At 71.3% G+C, this 13645-nt stretch carries 15 protein-coding genes; 10 read left to right on the top strand and 5 right to left on the bottom strand.

All coding sequences use genetic code 11. The features are described from left to right. Positions 1 to 352: 352 nt before the first annotated feature. From dnaK to clpB, 5 genes are all read left to right on the top strand, one after another. Positions 353 to 2242 carry a molecular chaperone DnaK gene (gene dnaK, locus G5C65_RS17930; RefSeq protein WP_165299865.1) on the top strand — a complete coding sequence of 630 codons (1890 nt, stop codon included), beginning with the start codon at positions 353 to 355 and terminating at the stop codon, positions 2240 to 2242. Further along, complete coding sequence (gene grpE, locus G5C65_RS17925) at positions 2239 to 2946, top strand: nucleotide exchange factor GrpE (protein WP_165299864.1); 708 nt, start codon at positions 2239 to 2241, stop codon at positions 2944 to 2946. The genes dnaK and grpE overlap by 4 nt, the downstream gene beginning before the upstream one ends. A gap of 39 nt (positions 2947 to 2985) precedes the next feature. Further along, positions 2986 to 4188, top strand: coding sequence for a molecular chaperone DnaJ (gene dnaJ, locus G5C65_RS17920; protein ID WP_165299863.1), 1203 nt, complete (start codon positions 2986 to 2988; stop codon positions 4186 to 4188). A gap of 1 nt (position 4189) precedes the next feature. Then, positions 4190 to 4660, top strand: a complete 471-nt coding sequence (locus tag G5C65_RS17915; RefSeq protein WP_165299862.1) for a heat shock protein transcriptional repressor HspR — start codon at positions 4190 to 4192, stop codon at positions 4658 to 4660. A gap of 237 nt (positions 4661 to 4897) precedes the next feature. Further along, the gene (gene clpB / locus G5C65_RS17910) at positions 4898 to 7495 is read left to right on the top strand and encodes an ATP-dependent chaperone ClpB (RefSeq protein ID WP_165299861.1); all 2598 of its coding nucleotides are present in this window, start codon (positions 4898 to 4900) and stop codon (positions 7493 to 7495) included. Positions 7496 to 7811: 316 nt separating this feature from the next. On the opposite strand, the gene G5C65_RS17905 is transcribed toward clpB, so the two are convergent. Next, positions 7812 to 8690: an NAD(P)-dependent oxidoreductase gene (locus G5C65_RS17905; RefSeq protein WP_165299860.1), complete on the bottom strand. Its 879-nt coding sequence runs from the start codon at positions 8688 to 8690 to the stop codon at positions 7812 to 7814. Positions 8691 to 8803: 113 nt separating this feature from the next. Between G5C65_RS17905 and G5C65_RS17900 the strand changes: the two genes are divergently transcribed. From G5C65_RS17900 to G5C65_RS17885, 4 genes are all read left to right on the top strand, one after another. After that, on the top strand, positions 8804 to 9409 hold the full coding sequence (locus tag G5C65_RS17900; RefSeq protein ID WP_165299859.1) for an LmrA/YxaF family transcription factor: 606 nt from the start codon (positions 8804 to 8806) through the stop codon (positions 9407 to 9409). 91 nt (positions 9410 to 9500) lie between these two features. Beyond that, positions 9501 to 10031 carry a YbjN domain-containing protein gene (locus G5C65_RS17895; protein ID WP_165299858.1) on the top strand — a complete coding sequence of 177 codons (531 nt, stop codon included), beginning with the start codon at positions 9501 to 9503 and terminating at the stop codon, positions 10029 to 10031. Between the two features lie 137 nt (positions 10032 to 10168). Then, positions 10169 to 10456 carry a hypothetical protein gene (locus tag G5C65_RS17890; protein WP_165299857.1) on the top strand — a complete coding sequence of 96 codons (288 nt, stop codon included), beginning with the start codon at positions 10169 to 10171 and terminating at the stop codon, positions 10454 to 10456. A gap of 4 nt (positions 10457 to 10460) precedes the next feature. Then, positions 10461 to 10817, top strand: coding sequence for a hypothetical protein (locus G5C65_RS17885; protein WP_165299856.1), 357 nt, complete (start codon positions 10461 to 10463; stop codon positions 10815 to 10817). 66 nt (positions 10818 to 10883) lie between these two features. Here the strand turns inward: G5C65_RS17885 and G5C65_RS17880 are convergent, their stop codons facing one another. The 4 genes from G5C65_RS17880 to G5C65_RS17865 form a co-directional block, all read right to left on the bottom strand. Further along, entirely contained in the window at positions 10884 to 11549 is a 666-nt protein-coding gene (locus tag G5C65_RS17880) for a GntR family transcriptional regulator (protein WP_165299855.1), read from the bottom strand. A gap of 88 nt (positions 11550 to 11637) precedes the next feature. Further along, a complete protein-coding gene (locus G5C65_RS17875; RefSeq protein WP_165299854.1) occupies positions 11638 to 11931 on the bottom strand; it encodes a hypothetical protein in 294 nt (97 codons plus the stop codon). Positions 11932 to 11935: 4 nt separating this feature from the next. Further along, a complete protein-coding gene (locus G5C65_RS17870; RefSeq protein WP_165299853.1) occupies positions 11936 to 12460 on the bottom strand; it encodes a hypothetical protein in 525 nt (174 codons plus the stop codon). Further along, positions 12457 to 12648 (bottom strand): hypothetical protein, encoded by a 192-nt coding sequence (locus G5C65_RS17865; protein ID WP_165299852.1) that lies wholly within the window; start codon positions 12646 to 12648, stop codon positions 12457 to 12459. The genes G5C65_RS17870 and G5C65_RS17865 overlap by 4 nt, the downstream gene beginning before the upstream one ends. Before the next feature lie 112 nt (positions 12649 to 12760). On the opposite strand from G5C65_RS17865, the gene G5C65_RS17860 reads away from it, so the two are divergent. Beyond that, positions 12761 to 13645: NaeI family type II restriction endonuclease (locus tag G5C65_RS17860; protein ID WP_277608067.1), on the top strand; the 885-nt coding region annotated here is incomplete at its 3' end.

Below are 13645 nucleotides of genomic sequence, written 5' to 3'. Positions count from 1 at the left end.
GTGTGGTGGGTGTGGGGGGTGTGGGGCCTGCGAGGACTGCGGTGCCTGTGCGGCCTGCGGGGCTGCGGACATGGGCTCCTCCTCGATACGTCCTCGATACGCGGAAATCCCGGAATGCCAGATTTGTCATAGTGGGAGACGCGGGATGGCACGTCACGTGCATGACCGGCCAGCTCCGCGAAGTCACCCGGATGCCGTGCGGCGCGGGCGCCCTGCCCGGGGCGCGGAAGCCCCCTGAGCAGCGGGGAGAGGGAAAGTTGAGCCAGCCAAGCTCACCTCTTTTGACGTATGGCGATCTGTGCGGCACGCTTGAGTCAGCTTCACTCAAGAGATCCCACTGGAGGAAACCGAAATGGCTCGTGCGGTCGGCATCGACCTGGGTACGACGAACTCCGTCGTCAGTGTTCTCGAAGGCGGTGAGCCCACCGTCATCACCAACGCCGAGGGCGCCAGGACCACGCCGTCCGTCGTGGCCTTCGCGAAGAACGGCGAGGTGCTCGTCGGCGAGGTCGCCAAGCGCCAGGCGGTCACCAACGTGGACCGGACCGTCCGGTCGGTCAAGCGTCACATGGGCACCGACTGGAAGATCAACCTGGACGGCAAGGACTTCAACCCGCAGCAGATGAGCGCCTTCATCCTGCAGAAGCTGAAGCGGGACGCGGAGGCGTACCTGGGCGAGAAGGTCGCCGACGCCGTCGTGACCGTCCCGGCGTACTTCAACGACGCCGAGCGGCAGGCCACCAAGGAGGCCGGGGAGATCGCGGGGCTCAACGTGCTCCGCATCGTCAACGAGCCCACCGCCGCCGCGCTGGCCTACGGCCTGGAGAAGGAGGACCAGACGATCCTGGTCTTCGACCTCGGCGGCGGCACCTTCGACGTCTCGCTGCTGGAGATCGGCGACGGCGTGGTCGAGGTGAAGGCCACCAACGGCGACAACCACCTCGGCGGCGACGACTGGGACCAGCGCATCGTCGACTACCTGGTCAAACAGTTCCAGTCCGGCCACGGTGTGGACCTGGGCAAGGACAAGATGGCTCTCCAGCGGCTCCGCGAGGCCGCCGAGAAGGCGAAGATCGAGCTGTCCTCGTCCACCGAGACGAACATCAACCTGCCGTACATCACCGCGTCCGCCGAGGGCCCGCTGCACCTGGACGAGAAGCTGACCCGCGCTCAGTTCCAGCAGCTCACCCAGGACCTGCTGGAGCGTTGCAAGACGCCGTTCCACAACGTCATCAAGGACGCCGGGATCCAGCTGAGCGAGATCGACCACGTGGTCCTGGTCGGCGGCTCCACCCGGATGCCCGCCGTCGCCGAGATCGTCAAGGAGCTGACCGGCGGCAAGGAGGCCAACAAGGGCGTCAACCCGGACGAGGTCGTGGCGATCGGCGCGAGCCTGCAGGCGGGTGTGCTCAAGGGCGAGGTCAAGGACGTCCTGCTGCTGGACGTCACCCCGCTGTCCCTGGGGATCGAGACCAAGGGCGGCATCATGACCAAGCTGATCGAGCGGAACACCACGATCCCGACCAAGCGCTCGGAGACCTTCACCACGGCGGAGGACAACCAGCCCTCGGTGCAGATCCAGGTCTTCCAGGGCGAGCGGGAGATCGCGGCGTACAACAAGAAGCTGGGCATGTTCGAGCTCACCGGGCTGCCGCCGGCGCCGCGCAACGTGCCGCAGATCGAGGTCACCTTCGACATCGACGCCAACGGCATCATGCACGTGGCCGCGAAGGACCTGGGCACCGGCAAGGAGCAGAAGATGACCGTCACCGGCGGCTCCGCGCTGCCCAAGGACGACATCGACCGCATGATGCGCGAGGCCGAGCAGTACGCCGACGAGGACGCCAAGCGCCGCGAGTCCGCCGAGACGCGCAACCAGGCGGAGCAGCTCGTCTACACAACGGAGAAGTTCCTCAAGGACAATGAGGAGAAGGTTCCCGCCGACACCAAGTCGGAGGTCGAGTCGGCCGTCGAGGACCTCAAGGAGAAGCTGAAGGGTGAGGACACCTCGGCGATCCGCGAGGCGTCCGAGAAGGTCGCGGCGACCAGCCAGAAGCTGGGCCAGGCGCTCTACGCCGACGCCCAGCAGGCGGCCGGCGGCGCCGAGGGTGCCGCGGGCGCCGCGGGTGCCGGTGCCGCCGGCGCCGACGCCGGTGCGGCCGGGGCCCAGGGCGGCGCCGACGACGATGTCGTCGACGCCGAGATCGTGGACGACGACAAGCCGAAGGGCGGTGCCGCGTGACGGAGGAGACCCCGGGCTTCGAGCAGGAGCCCGACGTCCCCGCCGACGCCAGCGCCAGCGCCGACGCCGCACAGCAGTCGGCCCCGGGCCCGCTGGCCGGGGACGAGCAAGGTGATGACGACGGGGCGCGCGAGGAGCCGGGAGCCCGGTCCGGCGCGGGCGATGCGAGCGGTCAGCAGACATCGGCGGCGCCAGCCGATGAGCTGGACCAGACCCGCACCGCGCTGCACGAGCGCACCCAGGACCTGCAGCGGCTCCAGGCGGAGTTCCAGAACTACCGCCGCCGGGTCGAGCGGGACCGCGCGTCGGTCAAGGAGATCGCCGTCGCGAACCTGCTCACCGAGCTGCTGCCGGTGCTGGACGACATCGGCCGCGCCCGCGACCACGGCGAGCTGGTCGGCGGCTTCAAGTCCGTCGCCGAGTCGCTGGAGATGGTCGCGGCCAAGATGGGCCTGATGCAGTTCGGGAAGGAGGGCGAGCCCTTCGACCCGACGGTGCACGAGGCGCTGATGCACTCGTACTCCCCGGATGTGACGGAGACGACGTGCGTGCAGATCCTCCAGCCCGGGTACCGAATCGGCGAGCGTACGATCCGCCCCGCGCGGGTCGGCGTCGCCGAGCCGCAGCCGGGCGCGAAGAGCGAGTCGGCGGGGGAGTCGGGTGCGGCAGCGGATGAGGAGAGCGGTGGCCCGGACGAGGGCTGACCACGAGACGGGCGGCGCACGGGAGGAGGGACGTCGGGAATGAGCACCAAGGACTTCATCGAGAAGGACTACTACAAGGTTCTCGGCGTCCCCAAGGACGCCACCGAGGCCGAGATCAAGAAGGCGTACCGCAAGCTCGCCCGTGAGAACCACCCGGACGCCAACGCCGGCGACCCCAAGGCCGAGGAGCGCTTCAAGGACGCCTCCGAGGCGTACGACGTCCTCGGGGACGCCAAGCGCCGCAAGGAGTACGACGAGGCGCGCGCCCTCTTCGGCAACGGCGGCTTGCGGCCCGGGGGCGCCGGCGGTCCCGGCGGCCCCGGCGGGGGCTCCTTCAACTTCGACCTGAGCGACCTCTTCGGAGGCGGCCAGGGCGGAGGCGCGGGGGGCCCCGGCGGCGCGGGCGGCTTCGGCGGCGGGCTCGGCGACGTGTTCGGCGGCCTGTTCAACCGGGGCGGCACCGGCACCCGGACGCAGCCGCGCCGGGGCCAGGACATCGAGTCCGAGGTGACGCTCAGCTTCACCGAGGCGGTGGACGGGGCCACGGTCCCGCTCCGGATGTCCTCCAGCGCGGCGTGCAAGGAGTGCGCGGGGACGGGCGACAAGAACGGCTCCCCGCGCGTCTGCCCCACCTGCGTGGGCACCGGCCAGGTGTCGCGCGGCGGGGGCGGCGGCTTCTCGCTGACCGACCCCTGTGTGGACTGCAAGGGGCGCGGGCTGATCGCGCAGGACCCCTGCGACACCTGCAAGGGATCGGGCCGCGCCACCAGCTCCCGCACCATGCAGGTGCGCATCCCGGCCGGTGTCAGCGACGGTCAGCGCATCCGGCTGCGCGGCAAGGGCGCGCCCGGCGAGCGCGGCGGCCCTGGCGGCGACCTGTATGTGGTGGTGCATGTGGACAGACATCCGGTCTTCGGCCGCAAGGGCGACAACCTCACCGTCACCGTCCCGGTCACCTTCCCGGAGGCGGCGCTCGGCGGCGAGATCCGGGTCCCGACGCTGGGTGGCCCGCCCGTCACCCTGAAGCTCCCGCCGGGTACTCCGTCCGGGCGCACCATGCGGGCCCGCGGCAAGGGCGCCACCCGCAAGGACGGCACCCGGGGTGATCTCCTGGTCACCATCGAGGTGACCGTGCCGCGGGATCTGAGCGACAAGGCGAAGGACTCACTGGAGACATATCGCGACGCGACCGCGGGGGAGGACCCGCGGGCGGCGCTGTTCAAGGCCGCGAAGGGAGACTGAAGTGGACGGCCGAGGCGGACGCAGGCGGGGCGTAGGAGCGGCATACGAGCTGACCGAGGAAACGCCGGTCTACGTCATCTCGGTCGCCGCTCAGCTGTCGGGGCTCCATCCGCAGACCCTGCGGCAGTACGACAGGCTGGGCCTGGTCTCGCCCGACCGCACGGCCGGGCGGGGCCGCCGCTACTCGGCCCGCGACATCGAACTGCTGCGCGAGGTCCAGCGGCTCAGCCAGGACGAGGGCATCAACCTCGCCGGGATCAAGCGGATCATCGAGCTGGAACAGCAGGTGTCCGCGCTGCGTGCGAAGGTCGCGGAGCTGTCCGCGGCCGTCGAGGGCGCGGCGGCGGCGATGCAGCAGCGGGAGGCCCAGGTGCATGCCTCCTATCGGAGGGACCTGGTGCCGTACGAGGATGTCCGGCAGTCCAGTGCGCTGGTCGTCTGGCGGCCCAAGCCGCGCGATCCCCGTCAGTGAGAGGGGCGCCCCCTCTCGGCCCCGCGCCCCCACCTGTTCTCCGGGCGGGCCGCCCCACGCCGGGCGGCCCGCCCGCGGTGTGTCCGGCGGCGCGTCTGCGGGGTGCGGTTCCGTTGCCGTCAGCGGGTGTGCCGGAATCGACGAGCCGCAGCGGGGAACAGCGGGGATGGGCTGAGGGTTGTACAGTTAGTTGAGTCAGATGGACTCAAGGTTGGCCGAGGAGGAGAAGCCAGAACCATGGACGCGGAGCTGACGAACAAGAGCCGGGACGCCATCGCGGCGGCCAACAGCCGCGCCGTGACCGACGGCCACCCGGACATCACCCCGGCGCACCTGCTCCTCGCCCTCCTCACCGGCGAGGACAACGAGAACGTCCAGGACCTCATCGCCTCCGTGGAGGCGGACCAGGCGGTGCTCCGCTCCGGCGCGGAGCGCGTCCTCGGCGGGCTGCCCGCGGCGCAGGGCTCGACCGTCTCCAAGCCGCAGCCCGACCGCGAGCTGCTGGCCGTCATCTCCGACGCCGCGCAGCGCGCCAAGGAGCTGGGCGACGCGTATGTCTCCACCGAGCACCTGCTCATCGGCATCGCCGCCAAGGGCGGTGCGGCGGGCGAGCTGCTCAGGGAGCAGGGCGCCGGTGACAAGAAGCTGCTGGAGGCGTTCCAGGCCGCGCGCGGCGGCAAGCGCGTCACCAACCCGGACCCGGAGGGGACGTACAAGGCGCTGGAGAAGTTCGGCACCGATCTGACGCGGGCCGCGCGGGACGGCAAGCTCGACCCGGTGATCGGCCGGGACCAGGAGATCCGCCGCGTCGTCCAGGTGCTCTCCCGCCGCACCAAGAACAACCCGGTGCTGATCGGCGAGCCGGGCGTCGGCAAGACCGCCGTCGTCGAGGGGCTGGCGCAGCGCGTGGTCAAGGGGGACGTGCCCGAGTCGCTGAGGGACAAGCGGATCGTCGCCCTCGACCTGGGCGCGATGGTCGCGGGCGCGAAGTACCGCGGGGAGTTCGAGGAGCGCCTCAAGACCGTGCTCGCCGAGATCAAGGACAGCGACGGGCAGATCATCACGTTCATCGACGAGCTGCACACGGTCGTGGGCGCCGGTGCGGGCGGCGACTCCGCCATGGACGCGGGCAATATGCTCAAGCCGATGCTGGCCCGCGGCGAGCTGCGGATGGTCGGCGCCACCACCCTGGACGAGTACCGGGAGCGGATCGAGAAGGACCCCGCGCTGGAGCGCCGCTTCCAGCAGGTGCTGGTGGCCGAGCCCACCGTCGAGGACTCGATCGCGATCCTGCGCGGCCTCAAGGGCCGGTACGAGGCGCACCACAAGGTGCAGATCGCGGACGGCGCGCTGGTCGCGGCGGCAGCGCTCTCCGACCGCTACATCACCTCCCGCTTCCTCCCCGACAAGGCCATCGACCTGGTCGACGAGGCGGCCTCCCGGCTCCGTATGGAGATCGACTCCTCCCCTGTCGAGATCGACGAGCTCCAGCGCTCCGTCGACCGCCTGAAGATGGAGGAGCTGGCGCTGGAGAAGGAGACCGACCCGGCGTCCGTCGAGCGGCTGGAGCGGCTGCGCCGCGAGCTGGCCGACAGGGAGGAGGAGCTGCGCGGCCTCACGGCCCGCTGGGAGAAGGAGAAGCAGGGCCTCAACCGGGTCGGCGAGCTGAAGGAGAAGCTGGACGAGCTGCGCGGCCAGGCCGAGCGCGCCCAGCGCGACGGCGACTTCGACACCGCCTCCAAGCTGCTGTACGGGGAGATCCCGGGCGCCGAGCGCGAGCTGGAGGAGGCCACCGAGGCCGAGGAGGAGGCGGCCCAGTCCCGGGACACCATGGTCAAGGAGGAGGTCGGCACGGACGACATCGCCGACGTCGTCTCCTCCTGGACCGGCATCCCGGCCGGCCGGCTGCTGGAGGGTGAGACGCAGAAGCTGCTGCGCATGGAGGACGAGCTGGGCAAGCGGCTGATCGGCCAGACGCAGGCGGTCCGCGCGGTCTCGGACGCCGTGCGCCGCACCCGCGCCGGAATCGCCGACCCCAACCGCCCCACCGGCTCCTTCCTCTTCCTGGGCCCCACCGGCGTCGGCAAGACCGAGCTGGCGAAGGCCCTGGCCGACTTCCTCTTCGACGACGAGCGGGCGATGGTCCGCATCGACATGAGCGAGTACGGCGAGAAGCACAGCGTCGCCCGCCTCGTCGGGGCGCCCCCCGGCTATGTCGGCTATGAGGAGGGCGGCCAGCTCACCGAGGCCGTACGCCGCCGCCCGTACACGGTGGTGCTGCTGGACGAGGTGGAGAAGGCGCACCACGACGTCTTCGACGTCCTGCTCCAGGTGCTGGACGACGGCCGCCTCACCGACGGCCAGGGCCGCACGGTCGACTTCCGCAACACCATCCTGATCCTCACCTCCAACCTGGGCAGCCAGCATCTGATGGACCCGCTGGAGAAGGAGAGCGCGAAGCGCGAGCACGTGCTGGCGGCCGTCCGCGCGGCCTTCCGCCCGGAGTTCCTGAACCGGCTGGACGACCTGGTGGTCTTCTCCGCCCTCGCGCCCGAGGAGCTGCGCCGGATCGCGTCGCTGCAGATCGACGCGCTCCAGCGGCGCCTCGCGGACCGGCGCCTGGCGCTGGAGGTCACCGACGCGGCGCTGGACTGGCTGGCGGCCGAGGGCAACGACCCGGCGTACGGGGCGCGGCCCCTGCGCCGCCTCGTCCAGACCGCGATCGGCGACCAGCTCGCGAGGGAGATCCTGGCCGGCGAGGTCAAGGACGGCGACACCGTCCGGGTCGACCACGTCGAGGGCTGGGAGGGCCTGATGGTGGGCACGGGGAGTTAGGGGGTGTTTCGAAAGCCCCGCACGCCACCTGGAACGCCCGGCACGTGCTCTCGCCGCACCGGCCGAAAGCCCGAGTACGCCCAGTACGAGGGCTTTCACCCGGCACGCCGAGAGCACGCACCGGACGCCCCATGCGCCGCACGGGGCTTTCGAAACACCCCCTAGGGCTCGTCCGGGGCCGCCCCGTGCCCCTTCGGGGCGCGACCCGGGGCGCCCCGAAGGGGCGCTTCAGGGGCGCGGGGAACTGCGCGCCCAGCCACAGCTCACCCGCGGACTGCGACGGAACAGCAAGGGGCAGCCCCCTCGCGGGCAGTGCCTACGCGGCCTCCCGCTCGCGGAAGACCTCCAGCAGGCTGGTGAAGCTGTCGTCCCCGTGGCCCGCCGCGACGCCGCGCCGGAACACCCCGAGCAGTGCCTCGGGGAGCGCGGTGTCGACGCCCGCGTCGCGGGTGGTGTGCAGGACATGCTCCACGCTGGCCGTGCCCATGGTCAGCCGGTCCACGTCGCCGGGGTGTGCGCCCGCGTCGATCCGCGGCGTGTAGAAGGCCAGGAACTGCTGGATCGAGGTGGCGTCCGCGGCGTACGGCATGACCTCCTCCGCTGAGATCCCGTGCGCGCCGGCCAGCGCGAGGGCGTGCAGCCAACTGGCCATGGTCGTCCAGAACATGTCCATGTGGATCTGGTAGTGCAGCGGGGCGAGGCCCGGGTCGGCGCCTCGGTAGTCCGTGCCGGTGAGCACCTTCAGCGTGTCCTCGTACGCCGTGAAGACCTCCTCGGGTCCGCTGTAGAACGTGGCGGCGGTCGGCTGCCCGATCCCGGAGGGGGGCGTCAGCACCCCGCCGGCCAGGAAGCGCGCCCCGTGGCCCGCCGCCCACTCCGCCGCCTCGCGGGCGCGCCCCGGGGTGTCGGAGCTGAGGTTCACCAGGACCCGGCCGGACAGCGCCGCCGAGGCCGGTTCGAGGATGGCGTACATCGCGTCGTAGTCGGTCAGGCTGAGGATCACCAGCTCGCCGGCGGCCAGCGCGTCCGCGACGCCGTCGGCGCGGACGGCTCCCGCCGCCACCACCTCGTCGGCCCGGCCGGCCGTCCGGTTCCACACGGTGACCTGGTGGCCCCGGTCCAGGTACGCGTGCGTCATCGCCCGCCCCATCGGCCCGAGCCCGACGATCGTCACCGGCTTCTTCTTCGCACCCATGGCGGCAAACCCCTTCGCAGCAGAGTCAGAACTAGAATGAACGCTCTATCCAGAGCGCTGGCGAAAACGTAGCACGGCTCTGGAACGAACGCTCTATTCGGTAGCATGACGGGGTGAAGACGACGCCACAGCAGGACACCGACGCCGCCCTCGGCACGCGCGAGCGCATCGTGCGGACGACGTCCCGGCTGATGCAGCGGCAGGGCTACGACGGCACGGGCATCAAGCAGATCTCCCGGGAGGCCGGAGCCACCCTCGGCTCCGTCTACCACTTCTTCCCCGGCGGCAAGCAGGAGCTGGCGGTCGCGGCGATCCGGCACGGCGACGGGGAGTTCGCGGACATGCTGCGGGAGGTGCTGGCCGGCGAGCACACCCCGGAGGCGGCCGTCGCGGCCTGCGTCCGCAGCCTCGTCGAAGGGCTGCGCGCCTCCGACTGGGCCGACGGCTGCCCCGTCACGGCGACAGCGCTGGGGACGGCGGGGCGCGTGCCCGACATCCAGCAGGCCGCAGCCGAGGCGTTCGCCCGCTGGCGCGGCCTGGTCTTCGACAAGCTGAAGGCGGCGGGGATCGCGGAGGACGACGCGCGGGAGCTGGCGTCCACGGTGATCAGCACGCTGGAGGGGGCGGAGCTGGCGGCGCAGGTGGCCCGGAGCGCGGAACCGCTGGAGGCGGCGGGGCGGCATCTGGCCCGCCTGATCGGGTCGTACCGCCCGGCGTGAGGCGCGGCCCGTGCGCCGCCCGGACACGGGGTTGCGGGCCCCGCCCCCCGATGCGGGAGGATGGCCGGAGCCGTATGAAGGGAACACCCACGTGAGCATCGACCCGTCCTCGATTCCGAATTTCGGGGGCCAGCCAGAGCCGGAGGAGAGCGGTCCCACCGGTCCCGTGCTCCCCGACCAGGACCTCGTCAAGCAGCTCCTCGACCAGATGGAGCTGAAGTACGTCGTCGACGACGAGGGGGACCTCGCGGCGCCGTGGGAGGAGTTCCGGACCTACTTCATGTTCCGGGGCGAGGAGGAGCAGCAGGTCTTCTCGGTCCGGACGTTCTACGACCGCCCGCACACGATCGAGGACCGTCCCAAGCTGCTGGACGCGGTGGACGACTGGAACCGCCGCACCCTGTGGCCGAAGGTCTACACCCACACCCACGACGACGGCAGCGTCCGCCTCATCGGCGAGGTGCAGATGCTGATCGGCACCGGCGTCTCGCTGGAGCACTTCGTCTCGTCCACGGTGAGCTGGGTGCGCGCCTCGATCGAGTTCGACAAGTGGCTGGCCGAGCAGCTCGGCCTGGAGAAGGACGTGGACTCGTCCGAGGGCCAGGGCGGCAGCGAGGACTGACCCCCTCCGCACACGGAGAAGCGGTTCCCGGAGTATGTGCTTCCGGGAACCGTTTTCTTGTGCGCTCTTGTCCGCGGCGCGCAGGTGCTGTTGAGTGACTCCCCATACGAAGTGTCGATCTTCTTGGAGGAGTTCGCATGCGCAAGACCCGTCTGGTCGCCGGCCCGCTGGCCTCCGTCCTCGTCGCCGGCCTGCTCTCGCTGGGCGTCGCCGCCCCCGCGGAGGCCGCGAAAGGGTATGTCGCAGTGGTGAAGTGCACCAAGATCCGCATCTCGGACAACAGCGGCCAGGGGCATGTCGTCGGCAAGGGCAAGGCCAAGACGGAGTCCGCCGCGTGGAAGGCCGCCATCAAGAACGCCAACAACCAGATGCCCACCGGGTACCGTGCGAAGCACTGTACGAAGAAGAGCATCGAGAAGGCATGACACCATGCGGACGCGCACCCTGCGGTTCGGACTGTACGCCGACGAGGAGGGCCTGGCCTGGGCCGGGCGGCTCGTGGCGGACGCCGTGGCGTCGCACAGCGCCCGAACCGTCGATGTGACCGTCGCCCGCACGCTGCCCGGGAGCGATCTGACGACCGCCGATGTGTACGACCTCCTGGCGGAGCAGTGGACCGCGGAGCACCCCGGGCAGGACAGCGGTACGCGGGAGGCGGTCGAGCTGCGCGTCCGGCTGGTGTGCTCCCTGCGCACCTGGCGGGCCATCCGCAAGCAGGTGATCAGAGCCCTGTGCCCGGAGGGCTCGGCACCCCACGTGTGCCGAGTGCCGTGGCTGGCGGCCTAGGGTCCCAGGGCCCTGGAGGTGTCGCGAAAGTCCGCACGGCGGCTCCGCGTTCGGGGCACCCGGAAGTTACGCCGTCAGGCCCGACGCGGTCAGAGTGAGGTGCTGGACGAGAGCCGCGGCGGCGGCATCCGCGTCGCGGGCCAGCGCCGCCTCCTCCAGCCGGCGGTGCTCCTCGGCGCCGTCCCGCCGGGGGTTGCGCTCGCCCGACCACCGGCGGGCCAGCTCGCTCGCCGTCCACATCCGGTCGAACGTCTCCAGCAGGACGGGGTTGCCGCAGCCCTCCAGCAGCGCCCGGTGGAAGACCCGGTGGGCCTCGGCCCAGTCGTCGCTGTAGTACCTGCTCTCGTCCGTCGCGTATGCCGGCGTGCGGGCCAGCCGGTGGTGGGCGGCCCGCACCCGGGCCTCCCACTCGACATCCCCCCGCTCGACGGACATGCGCAGCACCACCGGCTCGATCGCGCGCCGCGCCTCGGCGATCTGCTGCCAGCGGTCGTCGGAGACGGCGGGCACGGCGAAGCCGCGGTTGTGCAGCCGGTCGGCGAGCCCGTCGCCGACCACCCGCGTCAGCGCCTCGCGCACGACCGCCAGGCTCACGCCCTGCTCCCGGGCCAGATCCTGCGGCTTGAGCGCGTCCCCGGGGGCGTAGTCCCCCCGCATGATCGCGTCCCGCAGACGCGTATAGACCTGCTCGGAGAGCATCTGCTTCGCTGGCGGGCCGGCGTGCTGAGTCATGCCGCCATCATAGACGGACGAATGAATAATCGATTATTCCGGCGACCGGGCCGCTTCGCGCTGTGCGGAGGGGGCGCGTGGTGGTGGGTCAGTCGACTCGTTCGACTTCCGCCCCGGCGAGCGGGCCCACGGGGACCCCGGAGCCCTCGGCGGCTTCCCGCAGCAGGCGTACCGCCTCGTCCAGGGCCTGGCCGGGGGTGGCGGCGGCGAGGGTGAGGTTCGCCCCCACCGTCTCGGCGTCGCCCCCGTCGGTGACGGTCAGCTGCGGGAGGGCGTCCGCGATGCCGTGCGCCGCGAACCACTGGGCGAGGTGTGCGGCGATGACATCGGGGTCGAGGCCCGTCTGCGGGGCTTCGAGCTCAAGCCGGACTTCCCAGTTCATACGCTCACTTTCCCGGGGTGTTCACCTTGACGGCCTTGGACGACGCCTTCCCCTTGGTGCCGGGGAACGGCGAGGTGATCCGCACCGTGATCTTCCCCCGGTAGACGCCGTCCAGGGTGGCGCGCTTGCCGCCCTTCTTGGGCGTGTAGTACGTCGACACCGTGCCGTTGGTCGACTTGACCTCGGTCTGGTTGGACGCGGTGACGACCTTCCACCTGCCGCCGCTCTTGCGGTACAGCTTGCCGATCACCTTCACATGGACCTTGGCGATGTTCCCCGCGCAGGTGACGCGGGTCTTGAAGATGACGGACTTGGCGCCCTTCGACCAGTGCGGGTTGTTGACCTTGGCCGCGCAGGCGGCCCAGCGGGCGGCGAGCGTCTGGTCGGAACCCTGCCCGTCGCTGACGGCGGTCCCCGCCTGGCCGGTCCACCCGGAGGCGGACTGTGCGTGGCTGGTGGCCGCCCCTCCGGCCAGCAGAGCCGCGCTGACGAGCGCGACGGCCGGCACGCGGCGCTTGGTGTTGGTCATTCCACGGAGAATCCGGCGATGCCGAGCACGATGGCCTCGGCGGACAGGGTCAGGACGAACGTCGTGCCCATGTGCGGGAGCCGGTTGCGCGGCGGTAGTCCGTCGTCGGCGAGCAGACCGGCGGCGAGTGCCGTCCCGGCGGCGAAGAGCACTGCGACGCAGGCGATGAGGACCCTGGTCGCCGTCACGTCCCGTCCTCCATGAAATGCACCGCTTTCGTGGGGAAGTTGAGGGTTCGGATCCATCCTGGACCAGGGGGAGGGCAGTCCCCTATTGTTTCCTGAACTTCATCTTGTTTAGATGAACAAAGGGAGGGATGTGGCCGGCAGGAGGGGCTCGCAGGGGCGGCCATGGGGCCCGCTGCGCGGGGAGAGCAAGGAACTGGACGCCATCGCGACTCTGCTGCGCGAGCAGCTGGAGCGGGCCGAACTCACCTTCAGACAGCTCCGGGAGCGGTTGTCCCGGGATACCGAGTTCACGGGTGGGAGGCGCGTTCCCAGCGACGCCACGCTCTCCAAGCGGTTCGCCGGAGTCGGACTCGCCAGCGAGGGCCCGCTCGTGGACGCCGTCCTGCGCGCGTGTGCCCCGGACTCCGAGGCGGAGCTGCTCCAGCAGCGGGTGCGGGATCTGCGTGCCGCGCAGCGGGCCCGCGAGCAGCGGGAGCAGCGGGAGCTGCGGGAGCTGCGGGAGCTGCGGGAGCTGCGGGACGAGGCGGCCGACCCCGACCCGGGCCCGGAAGAGCCAGGGCTGCGGCGGCAGCTCGACGAGGAGCGGGAGCGGCTGCGGCAGAGCCAGGCTGTCGTGGCCCTGCTCATGGGCATGCTCGCCCGCGATACGGGGGCAGGGGGCGGTGCTCCGGCGGACTCCGGGCACCTCGGGAGGCGCGTCGAGGCGCTGGAGAGCGAGGTACGGGGGATACGGGATCAACTGGCGCCCCGCCCGGCCGACGAGGCGCCTGTGCCGCCGCAGGCCGTCGCGGAACCTGCGGAACCTGCGGAACCGGGTCACCCGGTCCGCACCGGGGAGGCGGTGTCCAGGGCCGAGCGGGCGTTGCGGTTCCTGGATCCGGACGGCCTGCGCCTGGCACGCTGCATCCGCTCGGCCCTGGACCGGGTCCTCGACGGGCCACGGACCGGGCGGTTCCGGCTGGACCAGCTGAACAGAGCGGAGCGGACTGGTCTCGCC

The organism is Streptomyces boncukensis, assembly GCF_011045075.1.
In the GTDB taxonomy this organism is placed as follows: Bacteria; Actinomycetota; Actinomycetes; order Streptomycetales; family Streptomycetaceae; genus Streptomyces; species Streptomyces boncukensis.
The sequence above is the reverse complement of the archived record's forward strand: the minus strand, read 5'-3'. Positions and strand labels throughout refer to the sequence as shown.

Bases quoted from the DNA above. Each gene is read 5' to 3' on its own strand.
- dnaK (WP_165299865.1), top strand. From the start codon at position 353: ATGGCTCGTGCGGTCGGCATCGACCTGGGTACGACGAACTCCGTCGTC.
- dnaJ (WP_165299863.1), top strand. From the start codon at position 2,986: ATGAGCACCAAGGACTTCATCGAGAAGGACTACTACAAGGTTCTCGGC.
- clpB (WP_165299861.1), top strand. From the start codon at position 4,898: ATGGACGCGGAGCTGACGAACAAGAGCCGGGACGCCATCGCGGCGGCC.
- G5C65_RS17905 (WP_165299860.1), bottom strand. From the start codon at position 8,690: ATGGGTGCGAAGAAGAAGCCGGTGACGATCGTCGGGCTCGGGCCGATG.
- G5C65_RS17890 (WP_165299857.1), top strand. From the start codon at position 10,169: ATGCGCAAGACCCGTCTGGTCGCCGGCCCGCTGGCCTCCGTCCTCGTC.
- G5C65_RS17885 (WP_165299856.1), top strand. From the start codon at position 10,461: ATGCGGACGCGCACCCTGCGGTTCGGACTGTACGCCGACGAGGAGGGC.
- G5C65_RS17880 (WP_165299855.1), bottom strand. From the start codon at position 11,549: ATGACTCAGCACGCCGGCCCGCCAGCGAAGCAGATGCTCTCCGAGCAG.
- G5C65_RS17875 (WP_165299854.1), bottom strand. From the start codon at position 11,931: ATGAACTGGGAAGTCCGGCTTGAGCTCGAAGCCCCGCAGACGGGCCTC.
- G5C65_RS17870 (WP_165299853.1), bottom strand. From the start codon at position 12,460: ATGACCAACACCAAGCGCCGCGTGCCGGCCGTCGCGCTCGTCAGCGCG.